Source organism: Pantoea sp. R13S299 (assembly GCF_048515925.1).
Taxonomy (GTDB): Bacteria; Pseudomonadota; Gammaproteobacteria; order Enterobacterales; family Enterobacteriaceae; genus Pantoea.
Window position 1 is genome coordinate 1,940,157 of the sequence record NZ_JBLYEF010000001.1, and the last position, 20,174, is coordinate 1,960,330.

A 20,174-nucleotide genomic window follows, 5' to 3' on the forward strand; every position below is an offset into this window, starting at 1 on the left:
AACCCCTTACGGCGCTGTGTAGAGAATCACTGCGGCAGTCGCCAGCAGGTTCAACAGCGTCAACGGCAGACACACTTTCCAGCCGAATGACAACACCTGGTCGTAGCGTGGACGCGGAAGCGCAGCACGAATCAGGATGAACATCATCATAAAGAACGCCGTTTTCAGAGCGAACCAGATGAACGGCGGCAGGAAAGGTCCATGCCAGCCACCAAAGAACAGCGTTACGATCAGCGCTGAAACGGTGGTAATCGCCACATACTCGCCGACAAAGAACAGGCCGAACTTCATACCGGCATATTCAATGTGATAACCGTCCGCCAGTTCCTGCTCCGCTTCTGGCTGGTCAAACGGATGACGGTGACACACCGCCACGCCAGCAATACAGAAGGTCACGAAACCGAAGAACTGGGGAATGATGTTCCACAGATGCGTCTGGCTGTTGACGATATCGTTCATGTTGAACGAGCCCGCCTGCGCCACCACACCCATCAGCGACAGACCCAGGAACACTTCGTAGCTCAGGGTCTGCGCCGAGGCGCGCATCGCGCCCAGCAGCGAGTATTTGTTATTACTCGACCAGCCGGCAAACAGCACCGCGTAGACCGCAAGGCCCGCCATCATCAGGAAGAACAGCAGACCGATATTCAGGTCTGTCACCATCCAGGTTGGCGAAACCGGCACGATAGCAAAGGCCAGCAGCAGTGAAACAAAGGCGATAACCGGCGCAAGGGTAAAGATAAAGCGGTCGGTAAACGGCGGAACCCAGTCCTCTTTAAAGAACATTTTGATCATGTCCGCTACCAGCTGGAGCGAGCCGCCCCAGCCTACGCGGTTTGGTCCGTAACGGTTCTGGAACAGGCCGAGCAGACGACGCTCGGCGAAGCTCATGAACGCGCCGCAGGCCACAACCACCAGCAGAATCACGATGGCTTTAACAATGGCCAGCAGAATGTCGATAACGTCCGGTGTTAACCAGCTCATTGCGCCGCCTCCTGCAGAGTGTCGATTTTACCGTTCGCCAGGAATGGCGGAACGCCCGGCATGCCCAGCGGCAGACCAATCTGTCCCGCCTGCAGTGACGCCGAGAAACGGACCGGCAGACGCACTGTCTCACCGGCACAGATGAACTCAACCGCCGCGCCATTGTTGACGCCCAGCTTCGCTGCATCTTCCGGGTTAATCACCAGTGCAGGCGGTGCCATACGCTGCTGGAAGACCGGTGAACGCTGTGACATCTCTTCGCTACCAAACAGCTGGTAGAGAGGGGCCACGCGCCACTGCGCTTCACTGACGAATGCCGCCGGAACGTTGCTGAACCAGGGCAGACTGGCTGCGCTGGCTTCAAACAGCCGTACACCCGGATCGCCATTACGCAGTTTGCCGCCCACTTCAACCTGGAACTTGTTCCACGCCTGCGGTGAGTTCCAGCCCGGTGCCCAGGCAAACGGAATCTGCGAACGCGGTGCGCCTGGCTGGTTGTTCCCTTCCATTGAGAAGGCGAACATCGTGTCCTGATCCTGCGGCTGACGCGGTTCGTGCACGCTGATATTGGCGCGCGCCGCGGTACGGCCACTGGCACGGTGCGGTGAACGCGACAGTTTCTGTCCACGAATACGGAAGCTGGCATCCGGTGCCGCATCCTTGATTCCGGCCAGCTGTGGCAGATGACTGACCACCGCATCGATCACGTGGTCCAGCTGCGTCCAGTCGACGTGACGGCTTTCCAGCGTGCTGTGCAGCGAATGCAGCCAGCGCCAGCTCTCCAGCATCACTACGTTGTTGTCATAGTAAGAAGGATCGTAAACCTGGAAGAAACGCTGTGCGCGGCCTTCATGGTTGATCGAGGTGCCATCACTTTCGGCGAAGCTGGCGGTTGATAACACCAGACCCGCTTTCTCAAGCGTCGCGGTGCGCTGATGATCAACCACAATCACGTTAGTGGTCTGGGCCAGCGCCGCATCAACCAGCGCTTTCGGTGCATGGCGATAGAGGTCATTTTCCAGTACCACCAGCGCATCGGCTTCACCGTTGCTCAGTTGCTCCAGCGCGCTTTCCAGAGGATTGCCGCCCATCAGGCCAAGACCCACGCTGTTGGCGTGTCCCGCCAGCAGCGTAATCCCGACGTCGGCACCGCGCGCTTTGAGCGCTTTGGCCACGTTGGCAGCCGCTTCGATCATCGCGCTGCTGCCGGAATGGGTCCCGGAAATAATTAACGGTTTTTTCGCGCCGGCCAGCGCCTGCACGATGACATCCATTTTGCCGTTCAGTTTGCTGTCGAAATCGGTCACCGCCGGAGCGGTTTCATCCAGCGCACTGGCGATAGCGAAACCGAGACGCGCCTGATCTTCAACCGGTGCGCGATAGCTCCATGCCGCGATATCATCCAGACGGGTTTCATCGACGTTGGTGATAAACAGCGGATGTTTCGCATTCTGACCGATGTTCAGGATCGCGGCGATCTGCCAGTCTGCCACTTTCTGAGCGGCAGCCATGTCGCGCGCTTTGCCTTTCACGGCCTGACGCACTGACAGCGCCACGCGTGCGCCCACCTGGGTCAGATCTTCGCCCAGCACCAGCACCGCATCGTAGCTTTCAATTTCACGCAGCGATGGCGTATAGATACCGCCCTCACGCAGGATTTTCAGCATCAGTTCAAGCCGGGCCTGCTCGCCCGCTGGCATGCCGGTAGAGAAGTTCTCTGCACCGACCAGTTCACGCAGCGCGAAGTTACTTTCAATGCTGGCGCGCGGCGAGCCGATACCGATCACTTTTTTCGCCTGACGCAGCAAATCTGCACCGGCATTGACCGCCTGCTCTGCGTTCAGCGTCACCCAGTCGTTGCCGCGTAGCAGCATCGGCTGGCGTGGGCGATCTTTGCGGTTCACGTAGCCATAGCCAAAGCGGCCACGGTCACACAGGAAATAGTGGTTTACGGTGCCGTTATAACGGTTTTCGATACGGCGTAACTCACCATAACGCTCACCCGGGCTGGTGTTACAGCCCACACTGCACTGCTGGCAGATGCTCGGCGCAAACTGCATATCCCATTTACGGTTATAGCGTTCGGAGTGCGTTTTATCGGTGAAGACGCCGGTCGGGCAGATTTCAACCAGGTTACCGGAGAATTCGCTCTCCAGCGTGCCATCTTCCGGACGACCGAAGTAGACGTTGTCGTGTGCGCCGTAGACACCCAGATCCTTGCCATCGGCATAATCTTTGTAGTAACGCACGCAGCGGTAACAGGCGATACAGCGGTTCATCTCATGGGAGATGAACGGGCCGAGATCCTGATTACGGTGGGTACGTTTGGTGAAGCGATAGCGGCGGAAGCTGTGGCCGGTCATTACTGTCATATCCTGCAGGTGACAGTTACCGCCCTCTTCACACACCGGACAGTCGTGCGGGTGGTTGGTCATCAGCCACTCCACCACGCTTTCGCGGAACTCTTTCGCTTCGCCATCATCGATGGAGATGAATGTGCCGTCAGAGGCCGGCGTCATGCAGGACATGACAAGACGGCCGCGGGTATCTTCGGCATTCTGGAATTGCTTTACCGCACACTGGCGGCAGGCCCCAACGCTTCCCAGCGCCGGATGCCAGCAAAAGTAAGGAATATCAAGGCCCAGAGAGAGACATGCCTGTAGCAGGTTGTCCGCTCCGTTCACATCATACTCTTTACCGTCTACATGAATTGTAGCCATAGTGACATGCTTCCGTAAGGCTCGTCAGAGACGAGCGTTAATCATATTCTTGCCCCGACGCACGACATTGTCGGGGCGGCGGCACCAGGCCTGTTCTGTGTTCTTCGGCGAATTACCAGCGCGCTTTCAGCAGGTTTGGCTGGATCCCGCCAATGGCGCGGGTATTGCCAAACACCTGCGGTGCCATGCCGGCTTCAAACTCTTCACGGAAATATTTAATCGCACTCTGCAGTGGCTCAACCGCACCCGGCGCATGCGCACAGAAGGTTTTACCCGGGCCAAGCTGACGGCAGAGTTGCAGCAGGGTTTCAATATCCCCTGGCTGTCCCTGCTTCTGCTCCAGCGCACGCAGAATTTTTACGCTCCATGGCAGGCCATCGCGACACGGTGTACACCAGCCGCACGACTCACGGGCAAAGAACTCTTCCAGGTTACGCACCAGCGAGACCATGTTGATCTCGTGATCGACCGCCATCGCCAGCGCCGTACCCAGACGGCTGCCCGCTTTGCCGATGCTGGCAAATTCCATGGGTAGATCCAGGTGCTGATCGGTCAGGAAGTCAGTCCCTGCCCCGCCGGGCTGCCAGGCTTTGAACTTCAGTCCGTCACGCATACCGCCCGCATAATCTTCAAGGATTTCACGTGCGGTGATACCAAATGGCAGCTCCCAGACGCCGGGATTTTTAACCCGTCCGGAGAAGCCCATCATTTTGGTACCGGCATCTTCGCTTTTAGAGATGTTTTTGTACCACTCCACGCCGTTGGCCAGAATCGCCGGAACGTTGGAGAGGGTTTCCACGTTGTTCACGCAGGTCGGTTTGCCCCACGCGCCCGCACTCGCCGGGAATGGCGGTTTCGAACGCGGATTGGCACGACGGCCTTCCAGTGAGTTAATCAGTGCCGTCTCTTCGCCGCAGATATAACGACCTGCGCCGGTGTGGACAATCAACTCAAAGTCGAAGCCGGTACCGAGAATATTTTTACCGATATAGCCCGCTTCCGTCGCTTCAGCAATCGCACGACGCAGATGCACCGCGGCTTCAATGTATTCGCCACGTAAGAAGATATAGCCACGGTAAGCCTTCAGCGCAAAGGCGCTGATCAGCATTCCTTCCACCAGCTGGTGAGGCATCTGCTCCATCAGCAGGCGGTCTTTATAGGTGCCCGGCTCCATCTCATCGGCGTTACACAGCAGGTAACGGATATTCATCGACTCATCTTTTGGCATCAGGCTCCACTTCAGCCCGGTGGAGAAGCCCGCACCGCCGCGCCCTTTCAGGCCTGAATCTTTGACTGCCGCAACGATTTCATCCTGCGACATGCTTTTCAGCGCTTTTTCCGCACCGGCATAGCCGTTTTTACTGCGATATTCGTCAAGCCAGACAGGTTGCTTGTCGTCACGCATCCGCCAGGTCAGCGGATGGGTTTCTGCAGTGCGAATGATCTGTTTAATTGTCATTGATACTGCTCCAGCAAACCAGGGATGCCTTCCGGCGTCAGATGCACATGCGTGTCTTCATCCACCATCATCGTTGGCCCCTTATCGCAGTTACCCAGACAGCAGGTTGGCAGCAGTGTAAAGCGGCCATCGGCAGTGGTCTGACCCGGTTTGATATTCAGTTGCTGTTCCAGTGCTGACTGGATGCCCTGATAACCGGTGATATGACAGACCACGCTGTCACAGTAACGGATCACATGACGGCCAACCGGCTGACGGAAGATCTGGCTGTAAAATGTCGCCACACCTTCAACATCACTCGCCGGGATACCCAGTACCTCGGCAATCGCATTGATGGCGCCGTCCGGCACCCATCCGCGCTGTTTCTGCACGATCTTCAGCGCTTCAATCGAGGCTGCACGCGCATCTTCATAGTGGTGTTTTTCGTGCTCAATGGCGTGATGCTCTTCCGCGCTCAGCACGAAGACCTCGTTAGGGTCGATCGTTTTAATGGCAATGTGTTGATCGTGCATAATTAGCGGTCCACGTCTGACATAACAAAATCGATACTACCCAGATATACGATCAGGTCGGATACCAGGCTGCCACGGATTACTGAAGGAATCTGCTGCAGATGCGGGAAGCTCGGCGTACGCACGCGGGTGCGGTAGCTCATGGTGCTGCCATCGCTGGTCAGGTAGTAGCTGTTGATCCCTTTCGTCGCTTCAATCATCTGGAACGACTCATTGGCTGGCATCACCGGCCCCCACGAAACCTGCAGGAAGTGCGTGATCAGCGTTTCAATGTGCTGCAGCGTGCGCTCTTTCGGTGGCGGCGTGGTCAGCGGATGATCCGCTTTAAACGGACCCTCTGGCATGTTGTTGAGACACTGCTCAAGAATACGCAGCGACTGCCACATCTCTTCCATCTTCAGCTGGACACGGCTGTAAGCATCGCTGATGCCGTCGCCGACCGGGATTTCGAAATCGAAGTTCTCGTAGCCTGAATAGGGGCGCCATTTACGCACGTCAAAGTCGAGACCCGTTGCACGCAGGCCGGCACCGGTGGTGCCCCACGCCAGCGCCTCTTCCATGTTATACGCAGCAACGCCTTTAGAACGACCAATCAGCACGGTGTTACGCAGTGCGGCTTTGTCATATTCTTTCAGGCGCTTCGGCATCCAGTCCAGGAAGTCACGCAGCAGACGTTCCCAGCCACGCGGCAGGTCATGCGCCACACCGCCGATGCGGAACCAGGCCGGATGCATACGGAAACCGGTAATGGCTTCAACCACGTCATAGATTTTCTGGCGATCGGTAAAGGCAAAGAACACCGGTGTCATGGCACCGACGTCCTGAATAAAGGTCGAGATATAGAGCAGATGGCTGTTAATGCGGAACAGCTCGGAGAGCATCACGCGGATCACGTTAACGCGATCGGGCACCACGATACCGGCCAGTTTTTCCACCGCCAGTACGTAAGGCATTTCGTTTACGCAGCCGCCGAGATACTCGATACGGTCAGTGTAAGGAATGTAGCTATGCCATGACTGACGCTCGCCCATCTTTTCGGCACCACGATGGTGATAACCGATGTCAGGCACGCAGTCGACAATCTCTTCACCATCCAGTTGCAGAATAATGCGAAACGCACCGTGCGCTGACGGGTGGTTAGGCCCGAGGTTCAGGAACATGAAGTCTTCGTTGGTGGTGCTGCGCTTCATGCCCCAGTCTTCAGGCTTAAAGGTCAGCGCCTCCATCTCTAAATCTTCTTTCTGCTTGGTCAGCGTGAAAGGATCGAATTCGGTGGCGCGCGCCGGGTAATCTTTACGCAGCGGATGGCCTTCCCAGGTCGACGGCATCATGATGCGCGTCAGGTGCGGGTGACCATCAAAAGTGATACCAAACATCTCCCACGTTTCACGCTCATACCAGTTGGCATTCGGGAAAAGACGGGTAATGGTAGGCAGATGCATATCGTTTTCAGAGAGTGCCACCTTGAGCATGATGTCGCGGTTGCGTTCAATCGACAGCAGGTGGTAGAAAACGGAAAAATCCGCCGCAGGCAGGCCTGCACGGTGGGTACGTAAACGCTCATCCACGCCATGCAGGTCATACAGCATGACGTAAGGCTTGGGTAATTTACGCAGGAACTCGGTAATTTCCAGTATCTGTTCACGCTTTACCCAGACCACCGGAATGCCGGTGCGGGTTGGCTGTACAGTGAAGGCATCCGGCCCAAAACGGTTACGCAACTCGCCGATCACCGGGTCATCAAGGTGATCACGGGTTTGCCATGAAGGCTGAGCGAGATCTTGCGTGGTCAAATCTGTCATACGTTACTCACCATTCCGGCCTGGTCTCAGGCACTCAAATGAAGGCGTCAGGATGGGGCCATGCATTAAATTGTGATGTTCTGCTGCAGGCGCTGTTTTCCATCCATACGGTTTTAAACTTCGTCCGGGCTGCGCAGGTTTGTGACTGCGATGCGCTCGCCGCGTTTTCTTTCACGCTCTGAAGGCATGTTGGCGCGGTAAACGCCCTGGTCGCCGACAACCCATGAAAGCGGACGGCGCTCTTTGCCGATCGACTCCTGCAACAGCAGCAGTGCCTGCATGTAGGCTTCAGGACGTGGCGGGCAGCCTGGAATATAGACGTCTACCGGCAGGAATTTATCAACGCCCTGCACTACCGAGTAAATGTCATACATGCCGCCCGAGTTGGCGCAGGCACCCATGGAGATCACCCATTTTGGTTCCAGCATCTGATCGTACAAACGCTGAATAACCGGGGCCATTTTGGTAAACGGCGTACCGGCGATAACCATAAAATCCGCCTGACGTGGCGAGGCGCGCATAACTTCAGCACCAAAACGTGCCACGTCGTGGACCGCAGTGAACGATGTTGTCATCTCAACGTAACAACAGGACAGGCCAAAGTTATACGGCCAGAGGGAGTTTTTACGTCCCCAGTTCACCATGTCATGCAGGGCATTTTCGAGTTTGCCCATGTAAACGCTGCGATGAACGTGCTGCTCCAGCGGATCGCTGACGATTTCCTGCTTTTGCAGAGGATAACGGTCGTTCTCACCACCGTTCGGGTCTATGCGGGTGAGCGTATAGTCCATCTTATTGCCTCTCTTTTACTGCTTATGAGGATTGGTGTGGCTGACCGTAGTAGTTTTCACCACTACGCGACGGCGAGCTGGAGCCCAGTCCAGTGCGCCAATGCGTACCAGATAGACCAGACCCGCCAGGAGCACCAAAATGAAAATTGCGGCTTCCACAAAGCCGACCCAACCGCTTTCGCGGATTGAAGTCGCCCATGCGTATAAAAAGAGGGCTTCGACGTCGAAGATGACGAAAAACATCGCAACCAGATAAAATTTCGCCGACAGGCGGATATGGGTATCACCAACGGATTCAATGCCCGATTCGAATGGCGTGTCTTTATAGCGGGCGCGCGCTCTGCCGCCAAGCAGCCATCCTCCGGTCAGCATGAAAGCACACAGGCCAAAGGCAATAACGATAAATACGATAAACGCCCAGTGCTGAGCGATGATTTCGGTGGTAGTTGACATACTCATTGCTTACTCATCAAAAGTGGCGCTGGCATCCTGCACGCGTTTCCCGCAGCAAACTGACCACATCGATTCAAGGGAAGGGGTAAAAACCTTTTAAATGACGCTGTTATCAGGTAATAAACAGCTATTTAATGGGGTTTTTTACTCCTTTCTATAACCTTTTGTCAACTTTGACAAAAGTATCCAAACATTATTTCACACCTGCATCATATTATTAACAAATGATGCCCCGCTTTCCAGCTAAATCGCTTCAGTCTGTAGGGTTAATTTTAGTGTAGCGGGTATTCACACGCATGGATCGTGCATTTAACAAACATATTTTGACAGGTATGACTCTGTTTTCCTTCCCCTTACCAGGGGTATTTTCTTGATCCAGAGCACACTTTTGTCCTTTTTGCGTTAAATTCCTCCACCTCAAACCACAATCCGGAACAGATGGTTCATTCATCTGGATGGAAAATTTCAGTGCGTGGACGAGTGAAATGCAGTGAGGGTTTTACATCAGGAAGAGGGGGCAGGCGGGAAACGACTGTAAAGTGTCAGAGATAAAAAAAGCCTCTCGTTCTGTTCAGGGAATGAGAGGCTTATTTATAAGCGTTTGTTAAGGCAACAGCGCAGGTGTTGAGTACAACACGTTAGCGAAATTACTCTTCGTCATCCAGCAGCAATGTACCGTCTGGATTGTTGCTCAGGTTATACGGATCATTGGTGGACTGCATGGCATTGAAGATAGCCAGTGCCAGCTCATTATCGCTGTCAGGATTACGGCACAACAGATACTGAGTATCTGGCAGAACCGGCAAGCCTTCAGCGGCACCCATAACACGCAGTTCCGGACTCATCATCTCTACCGGACGGGCAGTTACGCCCAGACCCGCTTTCACTGCGGCTCGCACTGCAGCCAGTGTGGAAGCGACGTAAGAGATACGCCACGGAATGCCGGCTTCGTTAAGATGATCAATGGCCATATCACGATAAGGACTTGGCTCATCCAGCAGCACCAATGGAATGGCTTCGCCGCGCTGGAAGATGTAGTCCGCTGCGCAGTACCACAATGTTGGTGAGGTACGCAGGACCTGATAGGTGAAATTACCCGGGCTGGACGTGGTCACAACCAGGTCCACTTCACCCTGATTGAGCATTTCCATCATAAATGGATTACGTTTAACCCGCACATCGATTGCCAGTTTCGGATAAACCGAGGTCACACGGTTTAACAGGAACGGCAGAATAGTGTCAGAGGTGTCATCAGAGGCACCAATGGTCAGCACGCCCTGAATGTTGCTGTACATCAGAGATGTGCAGGCTTCGTCGTTAAAACGAAGAATTTTTCTGGCATAGCCTAAAAGCTGGATCCCGTGCTCTGTTAACAGCTTATTACGTCCATGTCTGGCAAACAGCTCTTTACCTACCAATTGCTCCAGACGCTGCATCTGCTGACTGACTGCTGACTGGGTTCTGCAGACCGCTGCAGCGGCAGCTGCAAAGGTATTCAAATCCGCAACGGCAACGAAGGTTCTCAGCAGATCGAGGTCGAGATTCAGTATCGGACGATTTGCATTAGTCATGTTTTTTTCTTCACTTATAAGATTTTTACGAACTACTACCCTGGTGTTATTACAAGCTTATCAAAGTGATAAGCAGTAATGGTGCTTAATGACAGTCCTGTGTGAAGACTGACACAAAAAAAATTTTATATGGAACCTGCACTGTTGACTCACCGGAAGGGGTCACAACGCTAGTCAAGACAGATACAACTTCTGAACCGATGGCGCTGGGTGCGCAAATGCAGGAAGCTGCGTAGTTGTCTTATTCCCACCAGAAAGAATCGGGCGGGATAAAAATCGCACTTTGCGGGCTGTCAAGACGAAGCGGCTTAGTGCATTAAATAATAAATTATACTTAATCATTTTTGACTTCAAAATGGAAATGATTTTGTGAAAAGCGCTGTAAATTTTGCGTTAAAGGCATTTCCAGACCCTTATGCCACATTATTGATCACTTTTTAATCCTTCAACGTTCTGAAATTTAGTGAAGAAGTGTTAAGTAGTGCTCACTATCCTGCGATTTGCGTGCCACATAAAGGGCTTCTTTTGGTACTTTTCCGGCGATCACAAGGCCTTAAACACGGCACTCTTAAGCAGCGTTAAGGCGTAATCATTACACAGGTTATAAAATCGTCCAATAAATGAACATTTATAAAATATCATTTAACTATTTCTCTAAGGGTATATTTCAGCTGCAAAGAAAAGTCCCATTGCGATAACTTCCAGATAGCTTTCATAATGCCAGAGCCAGATGTTGTATCAGCAGCGCTTTGGACAAGTTAAAATCCTGCCTTAATACTTATTTATGGAGTTATTGACCACTCCGGGCTGTAACCATTATTTTTTACGCTGCGCACTGTGCAAAAAGTTGTTGAACCCGCCAAAACGGGGCGGCACCCTTCTTTTGTGACCGTGAGGAGAGTACATTGTGCTGGTTCGATTTCTGTGGCAGCCAAAAGGATTCTGCCCATAAGGCGGTAACAATGACTTTTCAAATTGATAAATCCGGAAAACTCGATAACGTCTGCTATGACATCCGTGGCCCGGTATTAAAAGAGGCTAAACGCCTCGAAGAAGAAGGTAATAAAGTTCTGAAGCTGAACATCGGCAATCCGGCGCCGTTTGGTTTCGAAGCACCGGATGAGATCCTGGTCGATGTCATTCGTAATCTTCCCAGCTCTCAGGGCTATTGTGACTCTAAAGGTCTCTATTCCGCCCGTAAGGCGATCATGCAGCACTACCAGGCTCGCGATATGCGCGATGTCACGGTAGAAGATATCTACATTGGCAATGGTGTTTCAGAACTCATCGTTCAGGCGATGCAGGCGTTACTGAACAGCGGCGATGAAATGCTGGTGCCAGCACCCGACTATCCGTTATGGACGGCTGCAGTTTCCCTCTCCAGCGGTAAAGCGGTGCACTATCTGTGTGACGAGTCAGCAGGCTGGTTCCCGGACCTGGATGATATCCGCAGCAAGATCACGCCTCGTACCCGCGGTATCGTGATTATCAACCCAAATAACCCTACCGGTGCGGTTTACAGCAAAGAGTTGCTGTTAGAGGTGGTTGAAATTGCGCGTCAGCATAATCTGATTATTTTCGCCGATGAGATCTACGACAAGATCCTCTACGACGACGCACAGCACCACTGTATCGCAGCACTGGCACCCGACCTGCTGACCGTGACATTCAATGGCCTCTCCAAAACCTACCGCGTGGCCGGTTTTCGTCAGGGCTGGATGGTACTGAACGGACCGAAGAAACATGCAAAAGGCTATATCGAAGGGCTGGAAATGCTTGCTTCGATGCGCCTGTGTGCCAACGTACCGGCGCAGCATGCAATTCAGACGGCACTGGGCGGCTATCAGAGCATCAGCGAATTTATCATGCCAGGCGGTCGTCTCTACGAACAGCGCCAGCGCTCATGGGAGTTGATTAACGATATTCCTGGCGTCAGCTGTGTGAAGCCGCAGGGCGCGCTCTACATGTTCCCGAAAATTGATGCCAAAAAATTCAACATTTTCGACGATCAGAAGATGGTGCTGGATTTCCTGTTACAGGAGAAAGTGTTGCTGGTTCAGGGCAGTGCTTTTAACTGGCCGTGGCCCGATCACCTGCGCATCGTTACGCTGCCTCGCGTCGATGATCTGGAGATGGCGATTAATAAATTTGGTCGTTTCCTGCAAGGCTATCGTCAGTAATCCTGCCCGCGTATACTGACGCTATTTGGGGAGAGCCTGTCTCTCCCCTGCCTGCCAACAGGAACGCTCATGACACAAAGCCACTTCTTTGCTCACCTCTCCCGTCTTAAGCTGATCAATCGCTGGCCGCTGATGCGCAATGTGCGCACCGAAAATGTCTCTGAACACAGCCTGCAGGTCGCCATGGTGGCGCACGCACTGGCGGTGATCAAAAACCTTAAATTCAACGGGTCGCTTAACGCCGATCACATTGCCATGCTGGCCCTTTATCACGATGCCAGCGAAGTGCTCACCGGCGATTTACCCACGCCCGTAAAGTATTACAACGCGCAGATCGCCCACGAATATAAAAAAATCGAGAAGATTGCCCAGCAAAAGCTGATTGAGATGCTGCCGGAGGAGTTTCAGGCTATCTATAGCCCATTGATCGACGAGCATCTGCATAGCGAAGAGGAGCAGGCCGTCGTCAAACAGGCGGATGCGCTCTGTGCCTATGTTAAGTGTCTTGAAGAGTTGTCAGCCGGGAATAACGAATTTTTACTGGCCAAAGCGCGGCTGGAAAAGACTCTGGCGCAGCGGCGTTCGCCAGAGATGGATTACTTCGTTGAGGTGTTCATTCCGAGCTTCAGCCTGTCGCTGGATGAAATATCACAGGATACGCCACTGTAAGCCCGACGGTCTGGCCGCCGGGCCATTCCTTAAGTCTGCTGACTGAAGGTAAAGCTGCCGTCAGATTCGCGGGTGACCACCAGCGACGCCAGTGAGTCGAGCTTAAGCGCCACGTCATCCAGCCGCGGCGTCTCCGCCGGGGGATTGATAGCAATCACCGTACAGCCCGCGTTCAGGCCAGATAAAATCCCGGCGGGGGCATCTTCTGCTACCACGCAAGACGTCGCCGGTAATCCCAGCTTCTCCGCGCCAAGCAGATAGGGATCGGGCTCAGGTTTGCCTTTCGCCACCTGCTCAGCGGTAATGAACACGGCAGGCTTCGGTAATCCTGCGGCTTTATGACGAGCATGCGCGACCGGCACCGAGCCTGAGGTGACAATTGCCCAGGGAATCTCCAGTTCGTTCAGCCGGTTCAGCAGAGCACTGGCACCTGGCAGCGCCTGCACACCGTCGGTGTCCGCCGCTTCAGCCTGCTCCAGCGCCACAAACTCTGCCTGAATCGCCTCTTCCGACTGGCCTGCCATGAAATGACGCAGAGAGGTAATCGCCTGTTTGCCATGGATGAAATCCAGGATCTCATCTGCGGCGATGCCATGACGGGCACCCCACTGGCTCCAGGCTCGTTCAACCGCTGGCAGTGAATCCACCAGCGTGCCGTCTAAATCAAATAGAAAACCTCTGTAGGTCACGCACTCCTCCTCATCAGGCATTAATGACTTGTGCAATTTCGTTTGCACTTAAATGGTACTGGCGCGGACAAGTCTGCCACAAAGCTAACATGCGTTGATACTTTTCCCACATCGGGGTCTGTGCGTTGAAACCATGGGTGCCGGAATCGAATTGGGTATAACGCCCTTCGGTATTGACCATAAAACGGACGTAGCCCAGCAAACGAGCTTCCGTTGCCGCATCAAAGCCCAGAAAGGCGAGACGGCGCTCTTCCAGCTGACCTTTATCTTTCAGGTTCGACCAGGAGACGTGGAGCGCATGATGCATCTCCATAATATCGATCACCGTCCGGCATATCGCCTCGCTGAGTTCGCCAAACTCTTTGTCCAGCTCACGCATTTGCAGCGCATAGCCGCGTTCGATAATGGTCTGATAACGGCGAAAGAGTTCAGCATTTTCAGGCTCAAGCATGGCCATCATTTTGTACTGGTTGGTGAGAATCAAACGCTGTGCATGGGTCATTTCCATCATTTACTCCCGGTCAGAGACCGCTCAGTTAATCGACAATGGAGAAATGATTGCACAGCGTTAGCGACACGGAAATCGCCGTATCACCTTTCTTTGATTTGGCCGCAGATTAGCGGTAATTATTTTAGCGCCAGCCTGGGATGGGTCAGAGATCGTCGAGGAAAGTGCGGTCGAGCTGTTTAAACGCCCGCTTAAGCACATCGGCCAGGGCCTGATAAGTCGGCTTGCCTTCAACCGGGGCTATCGCCTGCCCTGCTTCTTCCAGTCGGGTACGCACTTCATGAAACCAGTTAAGCAGCGTTGGCGGCAGTGGCGTAACTGAACGCTTGCCCAGCCACCACAGTCCCTGCATCGGCAGGCTGCAGGCAAACAGTGCGGTCGCCACAGCCGGGCCTAACTGACCGCCCATCGCGATCTGCCAGGTCAGCGTAAAAATCGCCAGAGGAGGCATAAAACGAATGGCAAAACGTGTTGCCGATGAAACCCGGTTTTCCGGGAATACGGGGGCCAGGCGCTTATCAGCAGGCCAGGTCTTCATATAGTGTTGGCCGCGCTGAAACATCCGAAACCAATTGGTACTGCCAGATTCATTCGCCATGGCTCACCTCAACTAATACTGCAAAGATTAAAAAATAGTTATAAAGACACAACTTTACGTAACAACCTTCAATTATTTTTGTCTTTAAAGATGACTCCAGCTATTCTGACGCCGTTTTAACACCTCTCCGGAAGCGGAATGCGCCTTTGGGAAGAGGCCTGAGCCATATTTCGACAAGGCAATCTTAAAATTTTCGCGTAAGATTGCTGAAATTTTTTGCGGAATTGGACATTTCTGTCTACCGCATGATGTTTGTCATTAATCTACCAGCTTTCATGGGCTACGCTGATAGTCTGATTGCGTTATATTTAGCCACTCTCAAAAAATAGGTACTTCCATGTCGAGTAAGTTAGTTCTGGTTCTGAACTGTGGCAGCTCTTCCCTTAAGTTTGCCATCCTTAACCCTGCCAGCGGTGAAGAGTTCCTGTCAGGCCTGGCGGAATGTTTCCATCTTCCTGAAGCCCGCATCAAATGGAAGCTGGAAGGCGAAAAACAGGAAGCGCCTTTGGGTGCTGGCGCAGCGCACAGCGAAGCGCTGAACTTTATCGTTAAATCCATTCTGGCACAAAAACCTGAGCTTTCGGCACAAATTGCTGCAATCGGCCATCGTATCGTTCATGGCGGCGAGAAGCTGACTCAGTCAGTCATTATCACTGAAGAAGTGGTACAGGGCATCAAAGACGCCTCCTCTTTCGCACCGCTGCACAATCCGGCTCATCTGATCGGTATTGATGAAGCGATGAAAAACTTCCCTCACCTGTCGGATAAGAATGTCGCGGTATTTGACACCGCTTTCCATCAGACAATGCCGGAAGAGTCCTATCTCTATGCGCTGCCGTACAAATTGTATAAAGAGCATGGCGTTCGTCGCTATGGCGCGCATGGCACCAGCCACTTCTATGTCACGCACGAAGCGGCCAAAATGCTTAACAAGCCACTGGAGTCACTGAACATCATCACCTGCCACCTCGGCAATGGCGGTTCGGTCTCTGCTATTCGTAACGGCGAGTGCGTGGACACCTCTATGGGTCTGACTCCGCTGGAAGGCCTGGTGATGGGTACCCGCAGCGGCGACATCGACCCGGCGATTATCTTCTTCCTGCACGATACGCTGGGCATGAGCGTTGACGCCATCAACAAACTGCTGACCAAAGAGTCTGGCCTGTTAGGTCTGACCGAAGTCACCAGCGACTGCCGCTACGTAGAAGATAACTACACCACCAAAGAAGATGCGAAGCGCGCAATGGATGTCTTCTGTCATCGCCTGGCGAAATATATCGGCAGCTACACTGCGCTGATGGATGGTCGTCTTGACGCAGTCATCTTCACTGGCGGCATCGGTGAAAACGCTGCAATGGTGCGCGAGCTCTCACTGAAAAAACTGGCGCTGCTGGGCTTTGAAGTCGACCACGATCGCAACCTGGCAGCCCGTTTCGGCAAGTCTGGCTACATCAATAAAGAAGGCACCCGCCCGGCGCTGGTGATTCCGACCAACGAAGAGCTGGTCATCGCCCAGGACGCCGCGCGTCTGACTGCGTAAAACACTTCTCTCCGTCAGCTCAGGCTGACGGAGTTGTTTCTGACACCCTGCAATTACTGAGAGGTTCAAACGTGTCACGTACAATTATGCTCATTCCGACCGGCACCAGCGTCGGCCTGACCAGCGTCAGCCTCGGCGTTATCCGCGCCATGGAGCGCAAAGGCGTTCGTCTCAGCGTCTTCAAGCCGATTGCTCAGCCGCGTAGCGGCGGCGATACCCCGGATCAAACCACCACCATCATCCGTAAGAACTCCTCGATTCCTGCCGCTGAACCGCTGCAGATGTCACGTGTTGAGTCACTGCTGGGCTCAAACCAGCAGGATGTGCTGATGGAAGAGATCATCTCACGTTACCACGCCAACACCCAGGATGCTGAAGTGGTACTGGTTGAAGGTCTGGTTCCGACCCGTAAGCATCAGTTCGCCAACGCGCTGAACTATGAAATCGCCAAAACCCTGAACGCGGAAATCGTCTTCGTGATGGCGCTGGGCAATGACTCTCCGGCACAGCTGAAAGAGCGCATTGAACTGACTCAGAGCAGCTTCGGTGGTCAGAAGAACAAAAATATCACTGGCGTAATTATCAACAAACTCAACGCGCCGGTCGATGACCAGGGACGTACCCGCCCTGACCTGTCAGAAATCTTCGATGACTCGTCAAAAGCCAGCATCGCCAATATCGATCCTAAGCAGCTGTTCTCAGACAGCCCGCTGCCGGTGCTGGGCTGCGTGCCGTGGAGCTTTGATCTGATCGCCACCCGCGCAATCGATATGTGCCGCCACCTGGATGCGCGCATCATCAACGAAGGTGAGATTCAGACCCGCCGGGTTAAATCCGTCACCTTCTGCGCCCGCAGTATCCCGCACATGCTGGAGCATTTCCGTCCAGGTTCCCTGCTGGTGACCTCCGCAGACCGTCCTGATGTGCTGGTCGCCGCCTGTCTGGCTGCGATGAATGGCATTGAGATTGGCGCCATCCTGCTGACCGGTAACTATGAGATCGACGATCGCATCGCCCGTCTCTGCGACCGCGCCTTCCAGACCGGCCTGCCGGTGTTTATGGTGAAAACCAATACCTGGCAGACCTCCCTGAGCCTGCAGAGCTTTAATCTGGAAGTGCCTGCTGACGATACGCAGCGCATCGAGAAAGTGCAGGAATATGTCGCCAGCTACATTAATGCGGAGTGGATCGAGTCACTGACCGCCACTTCAGAGCGCAGCCGTCGCCTGTCACCACCCGCCTTCCGCTATCAGCTGACTGAGCTGGCGCGTAAAGCGGGCAAACGCGTCGTACTTCCAGAGGGTGATGAGCCGCGTACGGTTAAAGCGGCCTCGATCTGTGCTGAACGCGGTATCGCCACCTGCGTACTGTTAGGCAATCCGGATGAGATCCAGCGTGTCGCTGCGGCTCAGGGTGTCGTACTGGGCAAAGGCGTCGAGATTGTTGACCCGGAACAGGTGCGTGAAAACTACGTGCCGCGTCTGGTTGAGCTGCGTAAGAGCAAAGGCATGACCGAAGTGGTCGCCCAGGAACAGCTGGAAGACAACGTGGTGCTCGGCACCATGATGCTGGAAAGCGGCGAAGTGGATGGCCTGGTTTCAGGTGCGGTTCACACCACCGCCAACACCATTCGTCCGCCACTGCAGCTGATCAAAACCGCGCCTAACAGCTCACTGGTTTCATCGGTGTTCTTTATGCTGCTGCCGGAACAGGTGCTGGTCTACGGTGACTGCGCCATCAACCCGGATCCAACCGCTGAGCAGCTGGCTGAGATCGCTATCCAGTCAGCCGATTCTGCCAGCGCCTTTGGTATCGATCCGCGTGTTGCGATGATCTCCTACTCTACCGGCACGTCAGGTGCAGGTAGCGACGTTGAGAAAGTGCGTGAAGCAACGCGTATTGCGCAGGAGAAACGTCCTGATCTGGTGATTGATGGTCCGCTGCAATATGACGCCGCGATCATGGAAGATGTCGCGAAATCGAAAGCGCCAAACTCACAGGTTGCGGGTCGCGCTACCGTGTTTATCTTCCCGGATCTGAACACCGGTAACACCACCTACAAAGCGGTTCAGCGTTCAGCCGATCTGATCTCAATCGGACCGATGCTGCAGGGTATGCGCAAGCCGGTCAACGATCTGTCACGTGGTGCGCTGGTTGATGATATCGTCTACACCATCGCCCTGACCGCCATTCAGTCTCAGCAGGCTGAAGGCTAAGCGTCTGGCAGGAACGAAAAAGGCATGCCCCAGAGCATGCCTTTTTTTCGCCGGTAACAATGCGGTTCGCTTTAACGCGGGTCAGTCAAACGCATTAAAGCGGCCGGAATCAGGCCCGGTTATCGCCGTTGCGGCTCATCCACAGGGAGAGCGCTTTTAATGAATCGTCCGTAAATTCATCACAGCGTGCGGTGATCTCATCGGGCGTCATCCAGATAATCTCATCGACTTCTGATTCCTGCATGGCGAATGGGCCGTGTGACACGCAACTGAACAGACCGCCCCAGACACGACAATGCTGATCTTCAAAGTAGAATTTGCCATGCTCAGCAAACGGCACGGCAGCAATCCCTAACTCCTCTTCCGCTTCACGTCGCGCAGATTCCAGCATATCTTCACCGCTCTGCACCACGCCGCCCGCAGTGGCGTCCAGTTTGCCCGGCATAAAATCTTTTATCTCGGTGCGACGCTGTACCAGAATCTTGCCCATACCGTCATGAACCACGATATAGGTGGCGCGGTGACGCAGGCACTGAGCACGCATCTGCGCACGTGTCGCCTGAGCAACGACTTCATTCTCTTCGTTTACGATATCGACCCACTCGATGCCGTCACCCGCAGTTTGATCCACCATCCGTAACCCTTTCCTGTTTGGCGTACATTGCGTACGCAGTTTGCCACGTCTTTATTTTTATGTGGCGTAAGGTAATCACTTCCGCCAGCCTGAGCAAGCCCTGGCTGTTACCGATTTTTACCACTTTCTGCTAACCACAGCTGTACCGAGGCTCGCTGCCACTGAAACTCAGCATAATGCTGTAAGCGTGCAGGCAGAGGATCGCCATGCAATACCAGCCGGTTCAGCATCACCGCCAGATCGGTATCTGCAATGGACCACTCGCCAAACAGGTTCTGTTGCCCGTCCGGCAGCAGGCGATCGACAGCCGCAATGAGTTTATCCACCGCCTGCTGCGCTGACGCGGTCAGCGGTGCAAAGCGTTCACCGGCAAACAGCACTTCTGTCGGACGCTCCTGACGGATCCACAGGAAGTCGCTGCGCAGCCAGGCCTGAATCTCTCTGGCGCGGGCGCGCTTCTCGCGGTCACGTGGATAGAGGCGTTCAAACTCGGGTGCAGGAAAACGCTCTTCGAGATATTCGGTAATCGCCGAGGATTCGCTTAACAGGAACTCATCAATCTGCAGGGTCGGAACCCGGCAGGTCAGCGACAGCTCACGGTACGCCGCAGCGTATTGCTGATTCTGCGACAAATCGACGCGTTTCAGGTGAAAGGGGATCCCTTTTTCGGTAAGCGCAACATAAGCCGACATGGCGTAAGGACTGAAAAATGATGAATCTGACCACAGGGTGATGGACGGATAATTCATCGGTTACCTCAATTGGCTGTCAGGGTTGCATCATGTTTACCGATTTTTTTTTGGGAAGGCAACGCTGAGCTGATCCGATCTCTGCCTCCGAAAGAAGAA

The 20,174-nt window shown here is 54.0% G+C and carries 17 protein-coding genes; 4 read left to right on the forward strand and 13 right to left on the reverse strand.

The window, feature by feature from the left end:
• Window positions 1-6: 6 nt before the first annotated feature.
• The 8 genes from nuoH to lrhA form a co-directional block, all read right to left on the reverse strand.
• Complete coding sequence (gene nuoH, locus ACN1CO_RS09230) at window positions 7-984, reverse strand: NADH-quinone oxidoreductase subunit NuoH (protein ID WP_003854240.1); 978 nt, start codon at window positions 982-984, stop codon at window positions 7-9.
• Window positions 981-3,704: an NADH-quinone oxidoreductase subunit NuoG gene (nuoG, locus tag ACN1CO_RS09235; protein WP_022625073.1), complete on the reverse strand. Its 2,724-nt coding sequence runs from the start codon at window positions 3,702-3,704 to the stop codon at window positions 981-983. Before nuoG ends, nuoH begins: the two co-directional genes overlap by 4 nt.
• 112 nt (window positions 3,705-3,816) lie before the next feature.
• Window positions 3,817-5,157 carry an NADH-quinone oxidoreductase subunit NuoF gene (gene nuoF / locus ACN1CO_RS09240; RefSeq protein ID WP_029519446.1) on the reverse strand — a complete coding sequence of 447 codons (1,341 nt, stop codon included), beginning with the start codon at window positions 5,155-5,157 and terminating at the stop codon, window positions 3,817-3,819.
• A 2-nt stretch (window positions 5,158-5,159) separates the two neighbouring features.
• Window positions 5,160-5,675 carry an NADH-quinone oxidoreductase subunit NuoE gene (gene nuoE, locus ACN1CO_RS09245; RefSeq protein WP_010258066.1) on the reverse strand — a complete coding sequence of 172 codons (516 nt, stop codon included), beginning with the start codon at window positions 5,673-5,675 and terminating at the stop codon, window positions 5,160-5,162.
• A 2-nt stretch (window positions 5,676-5,677) separates the two neighbouring features.
• Complete coding sequence (gene nuoC, locus ACN1CO_RS09250; protein WP_419138701.1) at window positions 5,678-7,477, reverse strand: NADH-quinone oxidoreductase subunit C/D; 1,800 nt, start codon at window positions 7,475-7,477, stop codon at window positions 5,678-5,680.
• Between the two features lie 113 nt (window positions 7,478-7,590).
• On the reverse strand, window positions 7,591-8,268 hold the full coding sequence (locus ACN1CO_RS09255; RefSeq protein WP_003854245.1) for a NuoB/complex I 20 kDa subunit family protein: 678 nt from the start codon (window positions 8,266-8,268) through the stop codon (window positions 7,591-7,593).
• Between the two features lie 15 nt (window positions 8,269-8,283).
• Window positions 8,284-8,727, reverse strand: coding sequence for an NADH-quinone oxidoreductase subunit A (locus ACN1CO_RS09260; protein WP_003854246.1), 444 nt, complete (start codon window positions 8,725-8,727; stop codon window positions 8,284-8,286).
• 641 nt (window positions 8,728-9,368) lie between these two features.
• Entirely contained in the window at window positions 9,369-10,292 is a 924-nt protein-coding gene (gene lrhA, locus ACN1CO_RS09265; protein ID WP_013358575.1) for a transcriptional regulator LrhA, read from the reverse strand.
• Window positions 10,293-11,254: 962 nt separating this feature from the next.
• Between lrhA and ACN1CO_RS09270 the strand changes: the two genes are divergently transcribed.
• Window positions 11,255-12,472 carry a pyridoxal phosphate-dependent aminotransferase gene (locus ACN1CO_RS09270; protein ID WP_419138702.1) on the forward strand — a complete coding sequence of 406 codons (1,218 nt, stop codon included), beginning with the start codon at window positions 11,255-11,257 and terminating at the stop codon, window positions 12,470-12,472.
• A gap of 69 nt (window positions 12,473-12,541) precedes the next feature.
• Window positions 12,542-13,141: a 5'-deoxynucleotidase gene (gene yfbR, locus ACN1CO_RS09275; RefSeq protein WP_419138703.1), complete on the forward strand. Its 600-nt coding sequence runs from the start codon at window positions 12,542-12,544 to the stop codon at window positions 13,139-13,141.
• Window positions 13,142-13,170: 29 nt separating this feature from the next.
• On the opposite strand, the gene ACN1CO_RS09280 is transcribed toward yfbR, so the two are convergent.
• The 3 genes from ACN1CO_RS09280 to yfbV form a co-directional block, all read right to left on the reverse strand.
• Window positions 13,171-13,830 carry a sugar phosphatase gene (locus tag ACN1CO_RS09280; RefSeq protein WP_419138704.1) on the reverse strand — a complete coding sequence of 220 codons (660 nt, stop codon included), beginning with the start codon at window positions 13,828-13,830 and terminating at the stop codon, window positions 13,171-13,173.
• A gap of 13 nt (window positions 13,831-13,843) precedes the next feature.
• Window positions 13,844-14,338: a YfbU family protein gene (locus tag ACN1CO_RS09285; protein WP_419139006.1), complete on the reverse strand. Its 495-nt coding sequence runs from the start codon at window positions 14,336-14,338 to the stop codon at window positions 13,844-13,846.
• A gap of 145 nt (window positions 14,339-14,483) precedes the next feature.
• Window positions 14,484-14,936 (reverse strand): terminus macrodomain insulation protein YfbV, encoded by a 453-nt coding sequence (gene yfbV, locus ACN1CO_RS09290; RefSeq protein ID WP_419138705.1) that lies wholly within the window; start codon window positions 14,934-14,936, stop codon window positions 14,484-14,486.
• 337 nt (window positions 14,937-15,273) lie between these two features.
• Between yfbV and ackA the strand changes: the two genes are divergently transcribed.
• The gene (gene ackA, locus ACN1CO_RS09295) at window positions 15,274-16,476 is read left to right on the forward strand and encodes an acetate kinase (protein ID WP_419138706.1); all 1,203 of its coding nucleotides are present in this window, start codon (window positions 15,274-15,276) and stop codon (window positions 16,474-16,476) included.
• An 86-nt stretch (window positions 16,477-16,562) separates the two neighbouring features.
• A complete protein-coding gene (pta, locus tag ACN1CO_RS09300; protein ID WP_033743374.1) occupies window positions 16,563-18,692 on the forward strand; it encodes a phosphate acetyltransferase in 2,130 nt (709 codons plus the stop codon).
• A gap of 109 nt (window positions 18,693-18,801) precedes the next feature.
• On the opposite strand, the gene yfcD is transcribed toward pta, so the two are convergent.
• Both yfcD and yfcF read right to left on the reverse strand, forming a co-directional pair.
• Window positions 18,802-19,326: an NUDIX hydrolase YfcD gene (gene yfcD / locus ACN1CO_RS09305; RefSeq protein WP_003854255.1), complete on the reverse strand. Its 525-nt coding sequence runs from the start codon at window positions 19,324-19,326 to the stop codon at window positions 18,802-18,804.
• 107 nt (window positions 19,327-19,433) lie between these two features.
• A complete protein-coding gene (gene yfcF, locus ACN1CO_RS09310; RefSeq protein WP_419138707.1) occupies window positions 19,434-20,075 on the reverse strand; it encodes a glutathione transferase in 642 nt (213 codons plus the stop codon).
• Window positions 20,076-20,174: the final 99 nt, after the last annotated feature.